Below are 16,964 nucleotides of genomic sequence, written 5' to 3'. Positions count from 1 at the left end.
TGCAAAAATGTGTAAAGAGGGAGTAGCTTATGCTCTCCCTTATTCCATACTGATCCCCATTATTTCCTTGCAGCATATAGATATGCGAATTCCTTACTTCCCCCTACCTGTACTACAGGTATGCTGGGTCGGTATCCCAATTTCATACAGTTAAGGACAGGCCATGAGTAAGATTTATGAAGACAACTCGCTGACTATCGGTCATACGCCCCTGGTTCGACTGAACCGTATCGGTAATGGACGCATCCTGGCGAAGGTCGAATCTCGTAACCCGAGCTTCAGCGTGAAATGCCGTATCGGTGCAAACATGATTTGGGATGCCGAAAAACGTGGCGTGCTGAAGCCTGGCGTTGAGCTGGTTGAGCCTACCAGCGGCAACACCGGTATTGCTCTGGCTTACGTGGCAGCCGCGCGCGGCTATAAGCTGACGCTGACCATGCCTGAAACCATGAGTATTGAACGTCGCAAGCTGCTGAAAGCGCTGGGTGCAAACCTGGTGCTGACCGAAGGCGCGAAAGGCATGAAAGGAGCCATCCAGAAAGCCGAAGAGATTGTGGCGAGCGACCCGGCCAAATACCTGCTGCTGCAGCAGTTCAGCAACCCGGCAAACCCGGAGATTCATGAGAAAACCACCGGCCCGGAAATCTGGGAAGATACCGACGGCCAGGTTGATGTTTTCATTTCCGGCGTGGGTACCGGCGGCACCCTGACGGGCGTATCGCGCTATATTAAAGGCACTAAAGGCAAAAAAGATTTAATCACCGTGGCCGTGGAGCCAACCGACTCTCCAGTAATTGCTCAGGCGCTGGCGGGTGAAGAGCTGAAACCAGGCCCGCATAAAATCCAGGGCATTGGCGCAGGCTTCATTCCGGGTAACCTGGATCTGAAGCTGATCGACAAGGTTGTCGCTATTACTAACGAAGAGGCGATCTCCACCGCACGTCGTCTGATGGACGAAGAAGGCATTCTGGCCGGTATCTCTTCAGGTGCAGCCGTCGCGGCGGCGCTCAAGCTTCAGGAAGATGAAACCTTTACCAATAAGAATATTGTGGTTATCCTGCCTTCCTCGGGTGAGCGTTACTTAAGTACTGCCCTGTTCGCCGATCTCTTTACTGAAAAAGAGCTGCAACAGTAATGCCAGCATGTTAAAAACGCGTAAAAAAGCACCTTTTCGGGTGCTTTTTTGTGGTCTGCTTCAAAGTTTTACCCCTCCTGGCATTGATTCACCCCGTCTGGTCTGGTATTTAAACCAGCAATTATTTTGAAGCGCGAAATTAATCATTCAACGAAATCGCCTTGCTGAATCGATTTTATGATTTGGTTCAAGTCTTGCTTTCACTGCATAATGTTTAATGACGGTAGAAACGTCAGCGCTAACAATACAGGCTAAAGTTAAGTCGCCAGGCTAGACTTTAGTTCCACAACACTAAACCTATAAGTTGGGGAAATACAATGTTCCAGCAAGAAGTTACCATTACCGCTCCGAACGGTCTGCATACCCGCCCTGCTGCTCAGTTTGTTAAAGAAGCGAAAGGCTTCACTTCTGAAATCACTGTGACTTCCAACGGCAAAAGCGCCAGCGCAAAAAGCCTGTTCAAACTGCAAACTCTGGGCCTGACTCAGGGTACCGTTGTGACCATCTCCGCAGAAGGCGAAGATGAGCAGAAAGCAGTTGAGCATCTGGTAAAACTGATGGCTGAGCTCGAGTAAGTTTACGGGTTCTTTTATATATCAGTCACAAGTAAGGTAGGGTTATGATTTCAGGCATTTTAGCATCCCCGGGTATCGCTTTCGGCAAAGCACTGCTGCTGAAAGAAGACGAGATCGTCATCGACCGGAAAAAAATTTCTGCCGACAAGGTTGATCAGGAAGTTGAACGTTTTCTGAGCGGTCGTGCCAAGGCATCTGCGCAACTGGAAGCGATCAAAACTAAAGCTGGTGAAACTTTCGGTGAAGAAAAAGAAGCCATCTTCGAAGGGCACATCATGCTGCTCGAAGATGAGGAGCTGGAGCAGGAAATCATAGCCCTGATTAAAGATAAAGGCATGACGGCTGATGCAGCTGCGCATGAAGTTATCGAAGGTCAGGCAACTGCCCTGGAAGAACTGGATGATGAATACCTGAAAGAGCGTGCGGCGGACGTACGTGACATCGGTAAGCGCCTGCTGCGCAACATCCTGGGTCTGGCCATTATCGATCTGAGCGCGATTCAGGACGAAGTTATCCTGGTTGCCGCCGATCTGACCCCGTCTGAAACCGCACAGCTGAACCTGAACAAGGTGCTGGGTTTCATCACCGATGCGGGTGGACGTACCTCCCACACCTCTATCATGGCGCGTTCTCTGGAACTGCCTGCCATCGTGGGTACCGGTAGCGTCACCTCTCAGGTGAAAAACGACGACTATCTGATTCTGGATGCCGTAAACAATGTGGTTTACGTCAACCCAACCAACGACGTGATCGAGCAGCTGCGCACCGTTCAGGAGCAGGTTGCTACCGAGAAAGCGGAACTCGCTAAGCTGAAAGATCTGCCAGCCATTACGCTGGACGGTCATCAGGTTGAAGTGTGCGCTAACATCGGTACCGTCCGCGACGTCGACGGCGCTGAGCGCAACGGCGCGGAAGGTGTCGGTCTGTATCGTACTGAATTCCTGTTCATGGACCGCGACGCGCTGCCAACCGAAGAAGAGCAGTTCGCTGCTTACAAAGCGGTGGCTGAAGCCTGTGGCTCTCAGGCGGTTATCGTACGTACCATGGACATCGGTGGCGACAAAGAGCTGCCGTACATGAACTTCCCGAAAGAAGAGAACCCGTTCCTGGGCTGGCGTGCGGTTCGTATCGCCATGGATCGTAAAGAGATCCTGCGTGACCAGGTTCGCGCTATCCTGCGTGCCTCTGCGTTCGGTAAGCTGCGCATTATGTTCCCGATGATCATCTCTGTTGAAGAAGTGCGTGCACTGAAAAAAGAGATCGAAATCTACAAACAGGAGCTGCGCGACGAAGGCAAAGCCTTTGACGAGTCAATTGAGATCGGCGTAATGGTGGAAACACCTGCGGCGGCGACCATTGCGCGTCATTTAGCCAAAGAAGTTGATTTCTTTAGTATCGGTACCAATGATTTAACGCAGTACACCCTGGCAGTTGACCGTGGTAATGATATGATTTCACATCTCTACCAGCCAATGTCACCGTCCGTACTGACGCTTATTAAGCAAGTTATTGATGCTTCTCATGCAGAAGGTAAATGGACTGGCATGTGCGGTGAGCTTGCAGGCGACGAACGTGCTACACTTCTGTTGCTGGGTATGGGTCTGGACGAATTCTCTATGAGCGCCATTTCCATCCCTCGCATTAAGAAGATTATCCGTAACACGAACTTCGAAGATGCGAAGGTATTAGCAGAGCAGGCTCTTGCTCAACCGACAACGGACGAGTTAATGACGCTGGTTAACAAGTTCATTGAAGAAAAAACAATCTGCTAATCCACGAGATGCGGCCCAATTACTGCTTAGGAGAAGATCATGGGTTTGTTCGATAAACTGAAATCTCTGGTTTCTGATGACAAGAAAGACTCCGGAACTATTGAGATTGTTGCTCCGCTCTCCGGCGAGATCGTCAACATCGAAGACGTGCCGGATGTAGTGTTTGCTGAGAAAATCGTTGGTGATGGCATTGCTATCAAACCAACTGGCAACAAAATGGTTGCTCCAGTTGACGGCACCATCGGTAAAATTTTTGAAACCAACCATGCGTTCTCTATCGAATCTGATAGCGGTATCGAACTGTTCGTTCACTTCGGTATCGACACCGTTGAACTGAAAGGCGAAGGCTTCAAACGTATCGCAGAAGAAGGCCAGCGCGTTAAAGTTGGCGACCCGGTGATTGAATTCGATCTGCCACTGCTGGAAGAAAAAGCCAAGTCTACCCTGACGCCGGTTGTTATCTCCAACATGGATGAAATCAAAGAACTGATCAAACTGTCTGGCAGCGTGACCGTGGGTGAAACCCCGGTTATCCGCATCAAGAAGTAATTCTTGCCGCACAGAAAAATGGCGCCTTCGGGCGCCATTTTTGTTTATGCAGGAAGAATTAGCTCGTCATAGCCTTTTTCATGCGTGAACATCATCACCTCGGTGACGCGGTCCCCCGCCCTGCGAATCGCGTCTGCAACACTCTTTCCTTCAACGATACCGCTCACCAGTTCAGAGCAGAACAGATCGCCGGTGCCTTTCAGGTCCGTCTTCACGCGCGGGTGCGCGCTCACGGTAACGCCTTCCCGGGTGACCAGCACCACATGGATGTTTTCCGGGGCGTCAGCAACGGGCGCGCTGGTGATGGCTACCCATTTCAGCGTGTCTGAGAGCAAACCCTGAGCCGCCGCGATGGCGCTTTCAGGCGTGCGGCACGGTTTGCCGCTGAGCACCTCGAGTTCAAAGACGTTAGGCGTAATCCCCTGCGCCAGCGGCAGCAGATGCTGACGGTAGGCTTCCGGGATATCGGGCTTCACGTACATGCCGCTGTCGATGTCCCCGATAACCGGGTCAACCAGCACAAGCAGGTCGGGATGCTGAACTTTGATCACTTTCAGCCAGTGAGACAGCAGCGCAATCTGGCTGGCGCTACCCATATAGCCCGTGGTCACGGCTTTCAGCTCGCGCAAAATCTCACGCTCTTCCAGCGCCTTCAGATAGCCGCTAAACCACTCGTCCGGGATCACCCCGCCGTAAAACGTATCGTAATGGGGTGTGTTGCTGAACAGCACCGTTGGCACCGCCGTAACGTTCAGTTGATGGGTCCTGATATTCGGCACCGCAATGCTGTTACCCACGCTGCCGTAAACCACCTGCGACTGCACGGCAACAATGTCGGTTTGCTGCGCCCGGGTTTTATCCCGGAATAAAATCATCTCCATGACGCTTAAATTCCCGCCCCCTGCGAATAACTCTCTTCACCAAAGACGCCGGTAGAAAGATAACGATCCCCGCGATCGCAGATTATCGCCACCACCACCGCGCCCGGATTGTCCTGCGCTACCCGGATCGCACCGGCTACCGCGCCGCCTGAACTGACGCCGCAGAAGATACCTTCACGCACGGCCAGCTCACGCATGGTATTCTCCGCCTCGCGCTGGTGAATATCCAGCACCAGGTCCACCAGCTGCGCATTAAAAATGCCCGGCATGTACTCTGCCGGCCAGCGGCGAATGCCGGGGATGCTGCTTCCCTCTTCCGGCTGCAGGCCGACGATGGTGACCGCTTTTTCCTGCTCACGCAGAAAACGCGACACGCCGGTAATGGTGCCGGTTGTGCCCATGCTGGAGACAAAGTGGCTGATGCGCCCCCCGGTTTGCTGCCAGATTTCTGGCCCGGTGGTGGTGTAGTGAGCGTACGGGTTATCGGGATTGTTGAACTGGTCGAGCAGCTTGCCTTCGCCGCGCCCGGCCATCTCTAACGCCAGGTCGCGCGCCCCTTCCATTCCCTGCTCTTTGGTGACCAGAATCAGCTCTGCGCCGTAGGCACGCATTGCCGCACGGCGCTCCTGGCTCATGTTGTCCGGCATTAAAAGCTTCATCCGGTAGCCTTTGAGCGCGGCAATCATCGCCAGCGCAATGCCCGTGTTGCCGCTGGTTGCCTCAATCAATACGTCGCCGGGCTTAATTTCACCGCGTTTTTCGGCCTCGACTATCATCGACAGCGCTGCCCGATCTTTTACCGATCCAGCGGGGTTATTGCCTTCAAGTTTGACCCAGATTTCGCTGCCATTGTCAGGCCCCAGGCGCTGTAGTTTGACCAGAGGGGTATTGCCGATGGTGTGTTCTAATGTATTCATGATCGCTGTCCAATAAAAAGCCCGGTGGCGCGCAGCGATCCGGGCCTACAGACGTCATATTGTAGGCCGGGTAAGCGCAGCGCCACCCGGCAAAACTACGTAATCCTAACCTATCAGGCCGACTCCGCCAGAGCAATATCCTCGCGCGTCTCAATACGCTCGTTGCCATGATAAATACGGGCATGCTGCAGGCCCACAAACAGGCGTTCACCCCGGTGCGGCGGCACGTCATCACGCATCACCACGGTCAGCGGCTCGGTGTACCAGCCCAGCGGTTGTACCACCAGTTGGGTGTAGTGCCCTTTAGGGCTAGCCTCAAGAACCTGCACCGGCAGCGGTGAATCCAGGCTGGTACGACGGCTGACGTCCACTTCCCACGGACGCAGGAACAGATCCACCGGCCCCTGATGGGCGGAAGTGTAGCCCAGCGGCCAGCGGTGCGCGCCGACGTGGAACTGGCCGCCGCGAATGGTGCCCTGCAGGCGGTTCACTTCCCCCATGAATTCGAGCACGAAGCGGGTGGACGGCTCGCGCCAGAGTTGTTCCGGCTCGTCAACCTGCTCAATGTTCCCCTGACTCATCACCACCACGCGGTCCGCGACTTCCATCGCCTCTTCCTGATCGTGGGTCACGAAGACGCTGGTAAACTTCAGCTCTTCGTGCAGCTGACGCAGCCAGCGGCGTAGCTCTTTTCGCACCTGCGCGTCCAGCGCGCCGAACGGTTCGTCCAGCAGCAGGATCTGCGGCTCAACGGCCAGCGCGCGCGCCAGGGCGACACGCTGTTTCTGACCGCCGGAAAGCTGGGCGGGAAAACGATCCGCCAGATGGGCGAGCTGCACCATCTCCAGCAGTTTGGTCACTTTCGCTTTGATGGCTGCCGCACTGGGACGTTCGCGACGCGGCAGCACGGTCAGGCCAAAGGCGATGTTGTCGAATACGGTCATGTGGCGGAACAGCGCGTAGTGCTGGAACACAAAGCCCACCTTACGGTCGCGGGCATGCAGGCGGCTCACGTCGGTACCGTGGAAGCGGATGTGTCCGCTGGTCTGGTGCTCAAGCCCGGCGATGATGCGCAGCAGCGTGGTTTTACCGGAGCCAGACGGCCCCAGCAGCGCGACCATTTGTCCGGAAGGGATATCCAGCGAGATATCATTCAGCACCTGGGTGCGACCAAAAGACTTCTTAATATTGGCAATCTCAATGCTCATGATTTCCCTCCTGATGCTGACGTTTTTCCTGATTCTCTAAACGCCACTGCACCACACTCTTCAAAAACAGGGTCAAAATCGCCATCAGCGTCAGCAACGCTGCGGCAGTAAAGGAACCGACGGTGTTGTAGTCCTGTTCCAGTAATTCAATCTGTAACGGCAGCGACAGGGTTTCGCCGCGGATCGAGCCGGACACCACCGACACCGCACCAAATTCGCCAATCGCGCGGGCGTTGGTCAGCACCACGCCATAGAGCAGTGCCCAGCGGATATTCGGCAGCGTGACGCGACGAAACATCTGCCAGCCGGAGGCGCCCAGCAGTACCGCCGCTTCGTCTTCATGGCTGCCCTGGCTCAGCATCACCGGAACCAGCTCGCGCACCACAAACGGACAGGTGACAAAAACCGTCACCAGCACCATGCCCGGCCAGGCGAACATGATTTGCAGGTTATGCTCGTCCAGCCAGCCGCCCAGCGGGCCGTTGGAGCCGTAGAACAGCAGGTAAACCAGGCCCGCCACCACTGGCGAAACCGCAAAGGGGATATCCAGCAGGGTCAGCAAAAGCTGACGCCCTGGGAAGTTAAAGCGCGTCACCAGCCAGGCCAGCAGCGTACCGAACACCAGGTTCACCGGCACGGTGATCAGCGCAATCAGCACGGTCAGCCAGATGGCGTGGAGCATATCCGGGTTCGCCAGGTTTTCCAGCGCAGGCATCAGCCCTTTGCTGAACGCCTGTACAAAGATGTAGACCATCGGCACGACGAGAATAAACGCCGACACCAGCACGCCCGTGCCAATCAGAAACCATTTGCCCCAGTTGATACGGGGCGCATCATAGCGCTTCAATTGAGTAACTTCCGCCATCAGTGACCTACCACGCGTCGACCAAAGCGACTTTGCAGAGTGTTAATCGAGAACAGCAGCAGCAGCGACGCGGCGAGGATCACCGAGGCAATCGCACTGGCCGCCGGATAATCAAACTCCTGCAAACGCACAAAAATCATCAGCGAGGTCACTTCCGTTTTCCACGCGATATTCCCGGCGATGAAAATCACCGCGCCGAACTCACCGAGGCTGCGGGTAAACGACAGCGCCACGCCCGCCATCAGCGCCGGAGACAGCTCCGGCAGCACCACCTTGCGAAAGCTCTGCCAGCGCGTAGCGCCCAGCGTTTCTGCCGCCTCTTCATACTCCGGGCCTAACTCTTCCAGCACCGGCTGAACGGTACGCACCACGAACGGGATGCTGGTGAAAGCCATCGCCACTGCGATACCAAGCCAGGTATAGGTCACTTTGATATCAAACTTCGCCAGCCACTCGCCGTAAAACCCGTTGACGGAGAACAGCGACGCCAGCGTTAAGCCTGCAACTGCGGTCGGCAGCGCAAACGGCAGGTCCATCAGCGCATCCAGCAGCGTACGGCCCGGGAAACGGTAGCGGGTTAAAATCCACGCCATCAGCAGGCCGAACACGCCGTTAAAAATGGAGGCCACAAACGCCGACAGCAGCGTGACCTTATAGGCCGCCACCACCTGCGGGTTGGTAATGACCTCCCAGTACTGCGCCCAGCTCATCTGCGCGAGTTGCATGACCAGCGCGCTGAGCGGCAACAGCAAAATCAGGCAGACGAACAGCAGGCTGGTCCCGAGGCTCAGGGTAAAGCCCGGCAGCACGCGTCTTGTTGATCCTGCAAACATTACTTACGCCCCGCCGCCAGCAGTTTGTCTAACTCTCCGCCACTGACAAAGTGCGTCTTCATCACCTCAGGCCACGCGCCAAAATGATCTTCCACGCGGAACAACTCGGTCTGCGGGAATTTATCCTTCAGCGTGTTCATCACGTCCGGGTTATTCACGCGGTAGTAATAATCAGTAATGATGGTCTGCGCCTGCGGGCTGTACAGATAGTTCAGGTAAGCCTTCGCCGCCTTCTCGGTGCCGTTGGCCTTCACGTTTTTATCCACCCACGCCACCGGGAACTCGGCCAGGATGTTGGTTTTCGGGATGACCACCTCGAAGCCCTGCGCCTCGTACTGTTTGCGGATGTTGTTCACTTCCGATTCGAAGCTGATCAGCACGTCACCCAGGCCGCGCTCGGCAAAGGTGGTGGTGGCTCCGCGTCCGCCGGTATCAAACACTTCGACGTTTTTCAGGAACTGGGTCATGAACTGCTCGGTTTTGGCTTTGTCGTTGCCGTCCGCCTTGTCCGCCGCGCCCCACGCGGCCAGATAGGTGTAGCGCGCGTTACCGGAGGTTTTTGGGTTCGGGAAGACAAGCTTCACGTCGGAACGCACGAGATCGTTCCAGTTGTGGATATTTTTCGGGTTGCCCTTGCGCACCAGGAAGCCCATGGTGGAGTAGAACGGCGAACTGTTGTTCGGCAGGCGGCTCTGCCAGTCCGCCGGGATCAGCTTGCCCTTGTCGTGCAGGATCTGTACATCCGTTACCTGGTTATACGTCACCACGTCCGCTTTCAGCCCCTGCAGGATCGCCAGCGCCTGCTTGGACGAACCGGCATGAGACTGCTTAATGGTCAGCTTGTCGCCGTTGTTGTCTTTGGCCCACTGCTGTTCAAACGGCGGGTTAAGGGCGGCAAACAGCTCGCGGGAGACATCATACGAGCTGTTCAGCAGCTCGGTTGCCTGCGCCTGTGCCACCAGCAGTAAACCTGCCAGCGCCAGGGAACCTTTTTTCAGTACAGAAGCGGCCATTACGCACCCTTATAAATGAGATGACTATCTTATGGTCATAATATTTATAACGAGGACGAAAGGAGTAACGGTTTTATATACCGTTTGGTGATTTAGAAGCAGAAAAGAGAATAAGGCTGCGGGGAAAATTGCCGGGTAGCGCTAACGCTTACCCGGCCTGGGTATGGGGAGCAGTTTACAGCGCGAGCAGGCGCTCCACGGACGGCGCAAAGTAGTAGCCGCCGGTTACCGGTTTGGTGAAGCGCAGCATGGCGTCGCGCTTGCCGTCGGTGTCGCCGAACATGCTCAGCAGCTGCTGTTCAATGTTATACAGGCGCGCGCAGTAGGCGCAGAAGTAAAGGCCGTGCGTGCCGCTGGCGGTGCCGTACGGCAGGCTCTGGCGCACAATCTTCAGCCCTTTGCCGTCTTCCTTGAGGTCTACGCGGGTCAGGTGCGAGGTCACAGGCCGGACGTCGCCGTCGATCTCTTCGTTGGCGTCTTTGGTGCGGCCGATCATCATCTCCTGATCGTGCACGCTCATGCGGTTAAGCTGCTTGAGGTTGTGTTCCCAGCGCTGGACGAACACGTAGCTGCCGCCCGCGTCCACGCCGTCTTTGATCACCGCCACTTCGCGACGCGTCTCTTCACCCGCCGGGTTTTCGGTTCCGTCTACGAAGCCGCTCAAATCGCGCTCTTCCACCCAGCGGAAACCGTGCACCTCTTCCTGCACCTTGATGCTGTCGCCAAAGGCCTCCAGCGCCGCCTGGGCCACGGAAAAGTTCAGGTCATGACGCAGGGAAAGGATATGGATCAGCACGTCGTACTGGGTTGCCGGGGCCAGGCCTTTGCCGTAAGGGATGAAATCTTTCAGCTCTTGTGCCCCTTCGCCGCCGCTCAGCTGGCGCCAGACGTTATTGCCAAACGCGACAACCGCGCCAAGGTGGGCATCCGGGAATGTCGCCTGAAACGTCGCCAGTTTATCGATAAAAATTTTGCTGGCCGCACGCAGGGCATCCACGTCCCCGTTGACGTTGGCTTCAATCCAAATCGCCGCGCGGCAATGTTCTGGCAAAATGCCACTCTGAACCTGAGACATCGCTCCTCCTGAAAAAAAGATGCCACGGTAGCGTGGCATTGATGGCGGCTATTATACCTGGATTTCAGCGAGGCGGTTTGTTCAGGCGCAAATTACTGCTTCCAGATAATCTTGCTCACTTTCCAGGTTTTCAGCGTGTCGTCAGACGGCATTAACCCTTCCGGGCCGCTCCACTCGCCGGTGAAGAGATAGCTGATGTGCAGGCTGCCCTCCGCCTTACACTCTACCGCGACGCGGTCGTCCGACGGAACGCTGGCGCAGTGGCCAAAGGCTTTTTGATAAAGATCGCCAAACGGCGTGCCGACCTTGACGCCGCTCGCTGTCGGAATATCCTCGTCCATCACCGCCACGCGATTAACGGTGCCGTTATCGCCGTTGATCACCAGCGCCAGTTTGTCATCCTTCAGGGCTTCAAAATAACGCACGATGGTGCCGTTTTCGGTTTTCATACCGCTGCGCAGGCGGTAGTCGCTGCCCAGCGCGTCCTGAATGGCGTCCTGGTTCAGCGCGGTGGCGGCGGTGATGTTACCCACGCCCTGCTCGGTGACTTCCGTTGAAGAGCCAAACCAGTTCCACGGATAGGCTGCAGACCAGTTAACGGAGGAGAGCGTGGAGCAGCCGGTTAACACCAGCGGCAGAGCGCATAAAAGTAAACGCAGCGATTTCATTAAAACGTCCTTTCTTAGTCAATCAACGCTTGTTGGAGTGCGGCATCGGCAAAAAGTGCCGCTTAATCTTTCTCGGGGGTAAAACAGGCGCGCAGACGCGGGTTGGTCAGCAGCCACAGCAGCGCGACGATATCCGCCACCACCAGCGCAACCCCGATGCCCGACAGCGGCTCGCCGTTAAGCCAGAGCCACGGCTGCCAGCCCAGCAGCACAACCTGCGCAAGGATCAACAGCCCGCGCAGCGCGCTCCAGACGCGCGGGATAACCTGCCGCCGTCCGCTGCACAGAAACGCCAGCACCGCAGGCACGCCGGGCAGCAGTCCGAGCCAGAACGCGTCGTGGTCGGGGTAGAACAGATTCAGCAGCGTGTCGCCCTGCCCGCGCGACGCGCCGGCCATCACAAACAGTACCCAGGTGCGTGCCTGTAACAGCAGCACGCACCAGAACAGAAAGGGCAAACGAAGACGACCCTGGGTGTCGTAATCGGCAGGGTGAAACTCAATACTCTTCATCTTCGATCAAACGCTTACCTAAACTCAGCACGTCGGCATGCTCATAGCCCAGACGCTCATACATGCCCAGCACCACGTCGTTGTCTTCCCGCACCATGATCTGGATCTTTGGACAGCCGCGAGCAATCAGTTTCTTTTCCAGACGATTAAGCAGCGCGTTAGCTATGCCGCGCGCGCGGTATTCCGGATGAACGCCCAGATAATAGGCCGAGCCGCGATGTCCGTCGTAACCGCCCATCACCGTACCGACCACCTCGCCGTTCACTTCCGCAATCAGGAACAGACTGACGTCGTGATTGACCTTACGTTCGATATCCATTTCCGGATCGTTCCACGGACGCAGCAAATCGCAGCGCTCCCAAAGGGTAATCACCTCTTCGAAATCTTCCTGGCGAAAAACGCGTATCTCCATGGTATTAACCGCCTTTTTGGGTTTAAAAACAGTAATTATCGCCCGAACGCCCCGTTTAGCCAATATGCGGGGAAAATCTCGCCAAAATTTGGCATAATGTCACTTTGTCACGTATTGAAATGAAAAGTAAAACAATTCTCAATAAGGACTGTCGTAACGCCAAACGCGATACGATATAACACCAGGACCCCAATTTTTACTATTCAGGCCGCATGAGCACATTCAAACCATTAAAAGCACTCACATCGCGTCGTCAGGTTCTCAAAGCGGGGCTGGCGGCCTTAACGTTAACGGGCATCGCAAAGCAGGCTCAGGCAAAAGACGAGAGCACGCTAAAAACCCATAACGGGCACAGCAAGCCAAAAGCTAAAAAAGCGGGCGCACGACGCCTGGTTATGCTGGATCCGGGTCATGGGGGCATTGATACCGGCGCCATTGGAAGAAACGGTTCGAAAGAAAAACACGTCGTGCTGGCGATTGCAAAAAATGTGCGATCGATTTTACGCAGCAACGGCATTGACGCGCGTCTGACGCGCACCGGCGACACCTTTATTCCCCTGTACGACCGCGTTGAAATCGCCCATCAGCACGGCGCCGATCTGTTTATGTCGATTCACGCCGACGGCTTTACCAACCCATCCGCGGCGGGCGCATCGGTGTTTGCCCTCTCTAACCGTGGGGCCAGTAGCGCCATGGCTAAATACCTCTCCGACCGTGAAAACCGTGCGGACGAAGTGGCCGGGAAGAAAGCGACCGACAAGGATCACCTGCTCCAGCAGGTGCTGTTTGACCTGGTTCAGACGGACACCATTAAAAACAGCCTGACGCTCGGCTCGCATATCCTGAAAAAGATCAAGCCCGTGCATCGGTTGCACAGTAAAGGCACCGAGCAGGCGGCGTTTGTGGTGCTGAAATCGCCGTCGATCCCCTCGGTGCTGGTTGAAACCTCGTTTATCACCAACCCGGAAGAGGAGCGACTGCTCGGTACCACGGCGTTTCGCCAGAAGATCGCCAATGCCATTGCCTCCGGGATCATCAGTTATTTCAACTGGTTTGATAATCAAAAAGCGCACTCCAGGAAACGTTAATGAAACCCAATGCACAGCGGGTGAAATCCTTCCTGATGCAGCTGCAGGATGAGATTTGCCAGAAACTGGCCGCCGAAGACGGCGGTGAATTCCAGGAAGATAGCTGGCAGCGCGACGCGGGCGGCGGTGGCCGAAGCCGCGTGCTGCGTAACGGCGGCGTCTTTGAGCAGGCCGGCGTAAACTTTTCCCACGTTCATGGCGATGCCATGCCCGCCTCCGCAACCGCGCACCGCCCGGAGCTGGCGGGCCGTAGCTTCGAGGCGATGGGCGTATCGCTGGTGGTGCATCCGCATAATCCCTTTGTGCCGACCAGCCACGCCAACGTGCGTTTTTTCATTGCGGAAAAACCGGGGGCCGATCCGGTCTGGTGGTTTGGCGGCGGGTTCGATCTTACGCCCTACTACGGCTTTGAAGAGGACGCCGTGCACTGGCACACCACCGCGCGCGACCTGTGCCTGCCGTTTGGCGAAGACGTCTACCCGACCTACAAAAAGTGGTGCGACGACTATTTCTATCTCAAGCACCGCGATGAGCAGCGCGGCATTGGCGGGCTGTTCTTTGACGATCTCAACACGCCGGATTTTGACACCGCGTTTCGCTTTATGCAGGCGGTAGGCCAGGGCTTTACCGACGCCTACCTGCCCATCGTCGAGCGGCGCAAAAATACCGATTACGGCGTGCGCGAACGGGAGTTCCAGCTCTATCGACGCGGGCGCTACGTGGAGTTCAACCTGGTGTGGGATCGCGGTACGCTGTTTGGCCTGCAAACCGGCGGGCGCACGGAGTCGATCCTGATGTCGATGCCGCCGCTGGTGCGCTGGGAGTACAACTTTGATCCGAAAGAAGGCAGCCCTGAGGCTGCCCTGAAAGCGTTTATTCGGGTTCGGGACTGGGTTTAATGCCGGCGCTTGCCCGGCCTGCATAATCCGTAGGTCGGGTAAGCGAATGCACCACCCGACACCACGCCCTTACAGCGGCTGCGTCTGCGCCTCAACCACCGCCAGCGCCACCATGTTCACAATCCGCCGCACAGAGGCAATCGGTGTTAACACATGCACCGGCTTCGAGATGCCCATCAGCACCGGTCCTACGGTGACCCCTTCAGAGCTGGACACGCGCAGCAGGTTGTAGCTGATCCGCGCCGCTTCGACGTTCGGCATGATCAGCACGTTAGCCGAGCCTTTCAGCGGGCTGTCCGGCATCCGTTCGTTGCGAATGCTCTCCACCAGCGCGGCATCGCCGTGCATCTCACCGTCGATCATCAACTCCGGCGCACGCTCGCGTACCCGCTCCAGCGTCTCGCGCATTTTGCAGGCCGCCGCAGATTTCGAGGAACCAAAGTTCGAATGAGAGAGCAGCGCAACTTTCGGCTCGATACCAAACCGGCGCACGGTTTCCGCCGCCATCACGGTGATTTCCGCCAGCTGCTCCGGCGTCGGATCGTCGTTGACGTAGGTATCCGCAATAAAGGTGTTCCCGCTAGGCAGCAGCAGCGCGTTCATTGCCCCGGCGGTATGCACCCCGTCGCGATAGCCGAAGATCTCCTGCACCACGCTGAAATGCTCATGGTAATCACCGACAGTGCCGCAGATCAGCGCATCCGCTTCGCCACGCTGAACCATGATCGCGCCGATCACCGTGGTGTTGCTGATCACGGCTTTCTGCGCCTGCTCCTGGGTGATCCCGCGACGTTTCATGATCGCGTAGTATTCGTTCCAGTACTCTTTGAAACGCGGATCGGATTCGTTGTTAACGATCTCAAAGTCCACGCCCGGCTTAATCTGTAGCCCCAGCTTCTGGATACGCATCTCGATTACGCTCGGACGGCCAATCAGGATCGGTTTCGCCAGCCCTAAGGTGATCAGCTCCTGCGTCGCGTGCAGCACGCGCGCCTCCTCCCCTTCCGCCAGCACCACGCGCTTCGCGTCGGCGCGCGCCTGGGAGAAGATCGGCTTCATGAACAGGTTGGTTTTGTAAACAAACTCGGTGAGCTTATCGACGTAGGCGTCGAAATCCTGAATCGGACGCGTCGCCACGCCGGAGTCCATCGCCGCTTTGGCCACCGCTGGCGCGATTTTGACAATCAAACGCGGGTCGAACGGTTTAGGAATGATGTAGTCCGGGCCAAAACTCAGATCCTGATCGCCATAGGCTGAGGCAACCACTTCGCTCTGCTCGGCGTGGGCCAGCTCGGCGATGGCGTGAACAGCGGCCAGCTTCATCTCTTCGTTGATTGCCGTCGCACCCACGTCCAGCGCGCCGCGGAAGATGAACGGGAAGCACAGCACGTTGTTCACCTGGTTTGGGTAGTCCGAACGACCGGTACAGATAATAGCGTCTTCACGCACCGCTTTCGCCAGCGGCGGCAGGATTTCCGGCTCCGGGTTCGCCAGCGCCAGGATCATCGGCGCGCGCGCCATCTTCTGCACCATCTCCTGGGTCAGGACTTTCGGTCCGGAGCAGCCCAGGAAGATATCCGCGCCGTCGATCACGTCGTCCAGGGTCCGTTTTCCGTCATCGTCCACCGCATACGCCGCTTTGGTTTCCGCCATGTTTGGCTCGCGGTCTTTATAGATCACGCCTTTGGAGTCGCAGACCACAATGTTGTGTTTCTGCATCCCAAGCGCCACCAGCAGGTTCATACAGGCAATCGCCGCCGCGCCCGCCCCCGAGACCACCATGCGCACGTCAGACAGATTTTTTTCCACCACCCGCAGGCCGTTCAGAATGGCCGCGGTGCTGATAATTGCCGTGCCGTGCTGGTCATCGTGGAACACGGGAATGTTCATGCGCTCGCGCAGCTTTTGCTCGATATAGAAACATTCCGGCGCTTTGATATCTTCCAGGTTGATGCCGCCGAATGTGGGCTCCAGGGCTGCCACCACGTTGATGAATTTGTCCGGGTCCAGCTCGTCCACTTCGATATCAAACACGTCGATACCGGCAAATTTCTTGAACAGTACGCCCTTCCCTTCCATCACCGGCTTACCCGCCAGCGCACCGATATTGCCTAATCCCAGCACCGCCGTGCCGTTGGAGATTACCGCCACCAGATTTCCGCGCGCGGTGTATTTGTAGGCTGCCAGCGGGTCTTTTTCAATTTCAAGACACGGCGCGGCAACGCCCGGCGAGTAGGCCAGCGCCAGATCGCGCTGGGTCGCCAGCGGCTTGGTAGGGGAAACCTGGATTTTGCCCGGAACCGGGAATTCATGAAAATCGAGAGCACTTTGTTTTAACTGATCATCCATCTTGTTATTCCTTCACGTATCGATCAAAAAGGGTGATGTTTACGATCCTGATGCACACCCTGGAGTGCCGCATAGTATCGCCGCAGGTGGCCGACTAAACTTTGAAGGCTGCCAAACTCTCACCATTGCAGAGCAAAAATTGTTATCAATTTATAACAGTGATGTTACCCGTCTCAGAAAGCAATGCCTCCCCCGTCTGCTATGCTTTTTTGT

General features: G+C 56.4%; 17 protein-coding genes. 6 read left to right on the top strand and 11 right to left on the bottom strand.

Annotated features, from left to right (window positions below; translation table 11 throughout):
- The first annotated feature begins 163 nt into the window (after positions 1 to 163).
- From cysK to crr, 4 genes are all read left to right on the top strand, one after another.
- A complete protein-coding gene (cysK, locus tag I6L58_RS19435; RefSeq protein WP_006176601.1) occupies positions 164 to 1,135 on the top strand; it encodes a cysteine synthase A in 972 nt (323 codons plus the stop codon).
- A 317-nt stretch (positions 1,136 to 1,452) separates the two neighbouring features.
- Positions 1,453 to 1,710: a phosphocarrier protein Hpr gene (gene ptsH / locus I6L58_RS19430; protein WP_000487600.1), complete on the top strand. Its 258-nt coding sequence runs from the start codon at positions 1,453 to 1,455 to the stop codon at positions 1,708 to 1,710.
- A gap of 44 nt (positions 1,711 to 1,754) precedes the next feature.
- On the top strand, positions 1,755 to 3,482 hold the full coding sequence (gene ptsI, locus I6L58_RS19425) for a phosphoenolpyruvate-protein phosphotransferase PtsI (RefSeq protein WP_006176603.1): 1,728 nt from the start codon (positions 1,755 to 1,757) through the stop codon (positions 3,480 to 3,482).
- Positions 3,483 to 3,521: 39 nt separating this feature from the next.
- Positions 3,522 to 4,031: a PTS glucose transporter subunit IIA gene (crr, locus tag I6L58_RS19420; protein ID WP_003861316.1), complete on the top strand. Its 510-nt coding sequence runs from the start codon at positions 3,522 to 3,524 to the stop codon at positions 4,029 to 4,031.
- 44 nt (positions 4,032 to 4,075) lie between these two features.
- On the opposite strand, the gene pdxK is transcribed toward crr, so the two are convergent.
- The 10 genes from pdxK to I6L58_RS19370 all read right to left on the bottom strand — a co-directional run bounded on the left by pdxK (position 4,076) and on the right by I6L58_RS19370 (position 12,415).
- Positions 4,076 to 4,912, bottom strand: coding sequence for a pyridoxine/pyridoxal/pyridoxamine kinase (pdxK, locus tag I6L58_RS19415; protein ID WP_088207974.1), 837 nt, complete (start codon positions 4,910 to 4,912; stop codon positions 4,076 to 4,078).
- Between the two features lie 5 nt (positions 4,913 to 4,917).
- A complete protein-coding gene (gene cysM / locus I6L58_RS19410; RefSeq protein ID WP_006176605.1) occupies positions 4,918 to 5,829 on the bottom strand; it encodes a cysteine synthase CysM in 912 nt (303 codons plus the stop codon).
- Positions 5,830 to 5,942: 113 nt separating this feature from the next.
- Complete coding sequence (cysA, locus tag I6L58_RS19405) at positions 5,943 to 7,037, bottom strand: sulfate/thiosulfate ABC transporter ATP-binding protein CysA (protein WP_088207973.1); 1,095 nt, start codon at positions 7,035 to 7,037, stop codon at positions 5,943 to 5,945.
- A complete protein-coding gene (gene cysW, locus I6L58_RS19400; protein WP_006176607.1) occupies positions 7,027 to 7,902 on the bottom strand; it encodes a sulfate/thiosulfate ABC transporter permease CysW in 876 nt (291 codons plus the stop codon). Before cysW ends, cysA begins: the two co-directional genes overlap by 11 nt.
- The gene (gene cysT / locus I6L58_RS19395) at positions 7,902 to 8,735 is read right to left on the bottom strand and encodes a sulfate/thiosulfate ABC transporter permease CysT (RefSeq protein WP_088207972.1); all 834 of its coding nucleotides are present in this window, start codon (positions 8,733 to 8,735) and stop codon (positions 7,902 to 7,904) included. The genes cysW and cysT overlap by 1 nt, the downstream gene beginning before the upstream one ends.
- Positions 8,735 to 9,748 carry a sulfate ABC transporter substrate-binding protein gene (locus tag I6L58_RS19390; protein ID WP_088207971.1) on the bottom strand — a complete coding sequence of 338 codons (1,014 nt, stop codon included), beginning with the start codon at positions 9,746 to 9,748 and terminating at the stop codon, positions 8,735 to 8,737. Before I6L58_RS19390 ends, cysT begins: the two co-directional genes overlap by 1 nt.
- A gap of 175 nt (positions 9,749 to 9,923) precedes the next feature.
- Entirely contained in the window at positions 9,924 to 10,823 is a 900-nt protein-coding gene (locus tag I6L58_RS19385; RefSeq protein WP_006176610.1) for a Dyp-type peroxidase, read from the bottom strand.
- A gap of 92 nt (positions 10,824 to 10,915) precedes the next feature.
- Complete coding sequence (locus I6L58_RS19380) at positions 10,916 to 11,491, bottom strand: RpoE-regulated lipoprotein (RefSeq protein WP_088207970.1); 576 nt, start codon at positions 11,489 to 11,491, stop codon at positions 10,916 to 10,918.
- A 62-nt stretch (positions 11,492 to 11,553) separates the two neighbouring features.
- Complete coding sequence (locus tag I6L58_RS19375) at positions 11,554 to 12,003, bottom strand: DUF2919 domain-containing protein (protein ID WP_006176612.1); 450 nt, start codon at positions 12,001 to 12,003, stop codon at positions 11,554 to 11,556.
- Positions 11,990 to 12,415 (bottom strand): GNAT family acetyltransferase, encoded by a 426-nt coding sequence (locus I6L58_RS19370; protein ID WP_006176613.1) that lies wholly within the window; start codon positions 12,413 to 12,415, stop codon positions 11,990 to 11,992. Before I6L58_RS19370 ends, I6L58_RS19375 begins: the two co-directional genes overlap by 14 nt.
- Positions 12,416 to 12,627: 212 nt before the next feature.
- Here I6L58_RS19370 and amiA point away from each other — a divergent pair, with 212 nt between their 5' ends.
- The gene (gene amiA, locus I6L58_RS19365; protein WP_006176614.1) at positions 12,628 to 13,503 is read left to right on the top strand and encodes an N-acetylmuramoyl-L-alanine amidase AmiA; all 876 of its coding nucleotides are present in this window, start codon (positions 12,628 to 12,630) and stop codon (positions 13,501 to 13,503) included.
- Complete coding sequence (gene hemF / locus I6L58_RS19360; protein ID WP_006176615.1) at positions 13,503 to 14,402, top strand: oxygen-dependent coproporphyrinogen oxidase; 900 nt, start codon at positions 13,503 to 13,505, stop codon at positions 14,400 to 14,402. Before amiA ends, hemF begins: the two co-directional genes overlap by 1 nt.
- 69 nt (positions 14,403 to 14,471) lie before the next feature.
- Here hemF and maeB read toward each other — a convergent pair whose 3' ends face one another.
- Entirely contained in the window at positions 14,472 to 16,751 is a 2,280-nt protein-coding gene (maeB, locus tag I6L58_RS19355) for an NADP-dependent oxaloacetate-decarboxylating malate dehydrogenase (protein WP_006176616.1), read from the bottom strand.
- Positions 16,752 to 16,964 lie beyond the last annotated feature (213 nt).

The sequence above is a fragment of the Enterobacter cancerogenus genome, assembly GCF_019047785.1.
Classification (GTDB): domain Bacteria; phylum Pseudomonadota; class Gammaproteobacteria; order Enterobacterales; family Enterobacteriaceae; genus Enterobacter; species Enterobacter cancerogenus.
Note: the sequence above shows the minus strand (reverse complement) of the source record. Positions and strands in the feature narration are given on the sequence as shown.

Excerpts from the sequence above, each read along its gene's own strand:
- cysK (WP_006176601.1), top strand. The coding sequence starts at position 164 with ATGAGTAAGATTTATGAAGACAACTCGCTGACTATCGGTCATACGCCC.
- ptsH (WP_000487600.1), top strand. The coding sequence starts at position 1,453 with ATGTTCCAGCAAGAAGTTACCATTACCGCTCCGAACGGTCTGCATACC.
- ptsI (WP_006176603.1), top strand. The coding sequence starts at position 1,755 with ATGATTTCAGGCATTTTAGCATCCCCGGGTATCGCTTTCGGCAAAGCA.
- crr (WP_003861316.1), top strand. The coding sequence starts at position 3,522 with ATGGGTTTGTTCGATAAACTGAAATCTCTGGTTTCTGATGACAAGAAA.
- pdxK (WP_088207974.1), bottom strand. The coding sequence starts at position 4,912 with ATGGAGATGATTTTATTCCGGGATAAAACCCGGGCGCAGCAAACCGAC.
- cysM (WP_006176605.1), bottom strand. The coding sequence starts at position 5,829 with ATGAATACATTAGAACACACCATCGGCAATACCCCTCTGGTCAAACTA.
- cysA (WP_088207973.1), bottom strand. The coding sequence starts at position 7,037 with ATGAGCATTGAGATTGCCAATATTAAGAAGTCTTTTGGTCGCACCCAG.
- cysW (WP_006176607.1), bottom strand. The coding sequence starts at position 7,902 with ATGGCGGAAGTTACTCAATTGAAGCGCTATGATGCGCCCCGTATCAAC.
- cysT (WP_088207972.1), bottom strand. The coding sequence starts at position 8,735 with ATGTTTGCAGGATCAACAAGACGCGTGCTGCCGGGCTTTACCCTGAGC.
- I6L58_RS19390 (WP_088207971.1), bottom strand. The coding sequence starts at position 9,748 with ATGGCCGCTTCTGTACTGAAAAAAGGTTCCCTGGCGCTGGCAGGTTTA.
- I6L58_RS19385 (WP_006176610.1), bottom strand. The coding sequence starts at position 10,823 with ATGTCTCAGGTTCAGAGTGGCATTTTGCCAGAACATTGCCGCGCGGCG.
- I6L58_RS19380 (WP_088207970.1), bottom strand. The coding sequence starts at position 11,491 with ATGAAATCGCTGCGTTTACTTTTATGCGCTCTGCCGCTGGTGTTAACC.
- I6L58_RS19375 (WP_006176612.1), bottom strand. The coding sequence starts at position 12,003 with ATGAAGAGTATTGAGTTTCACCCTGCCGATTACGACACCCAGGGTCGT.
- I6L58_RS19370 (WP_006176613.1), bottom strand. The coding sequence starts at position 12,415 with ATGGAGATACGCGTTTTTCGCCAGGAAGATTTCGAAGAGGTGATTACC.
- amiA (WP_006176614.1), top strand. The coding sequence starts at position 12,628 with ATGAGCACATTCAAACCATTAAAAGCACTCACATCGCGTCGTCAGGTT.
- hemF (WP_006176615.1), top strand. The coding sequence starts at position 13,503 with ATGAAACCCAATGCACAGCGGGTGAAATCCTTCCTGATGCAGCTGCAG.
- maeB (WP_006176616.1), bottom strand. The coding sequence starts at position 16,751 with ATGGATGATCAGTTAAAACAAAGTGCTCTCGATTTTCATGAATTCCCG.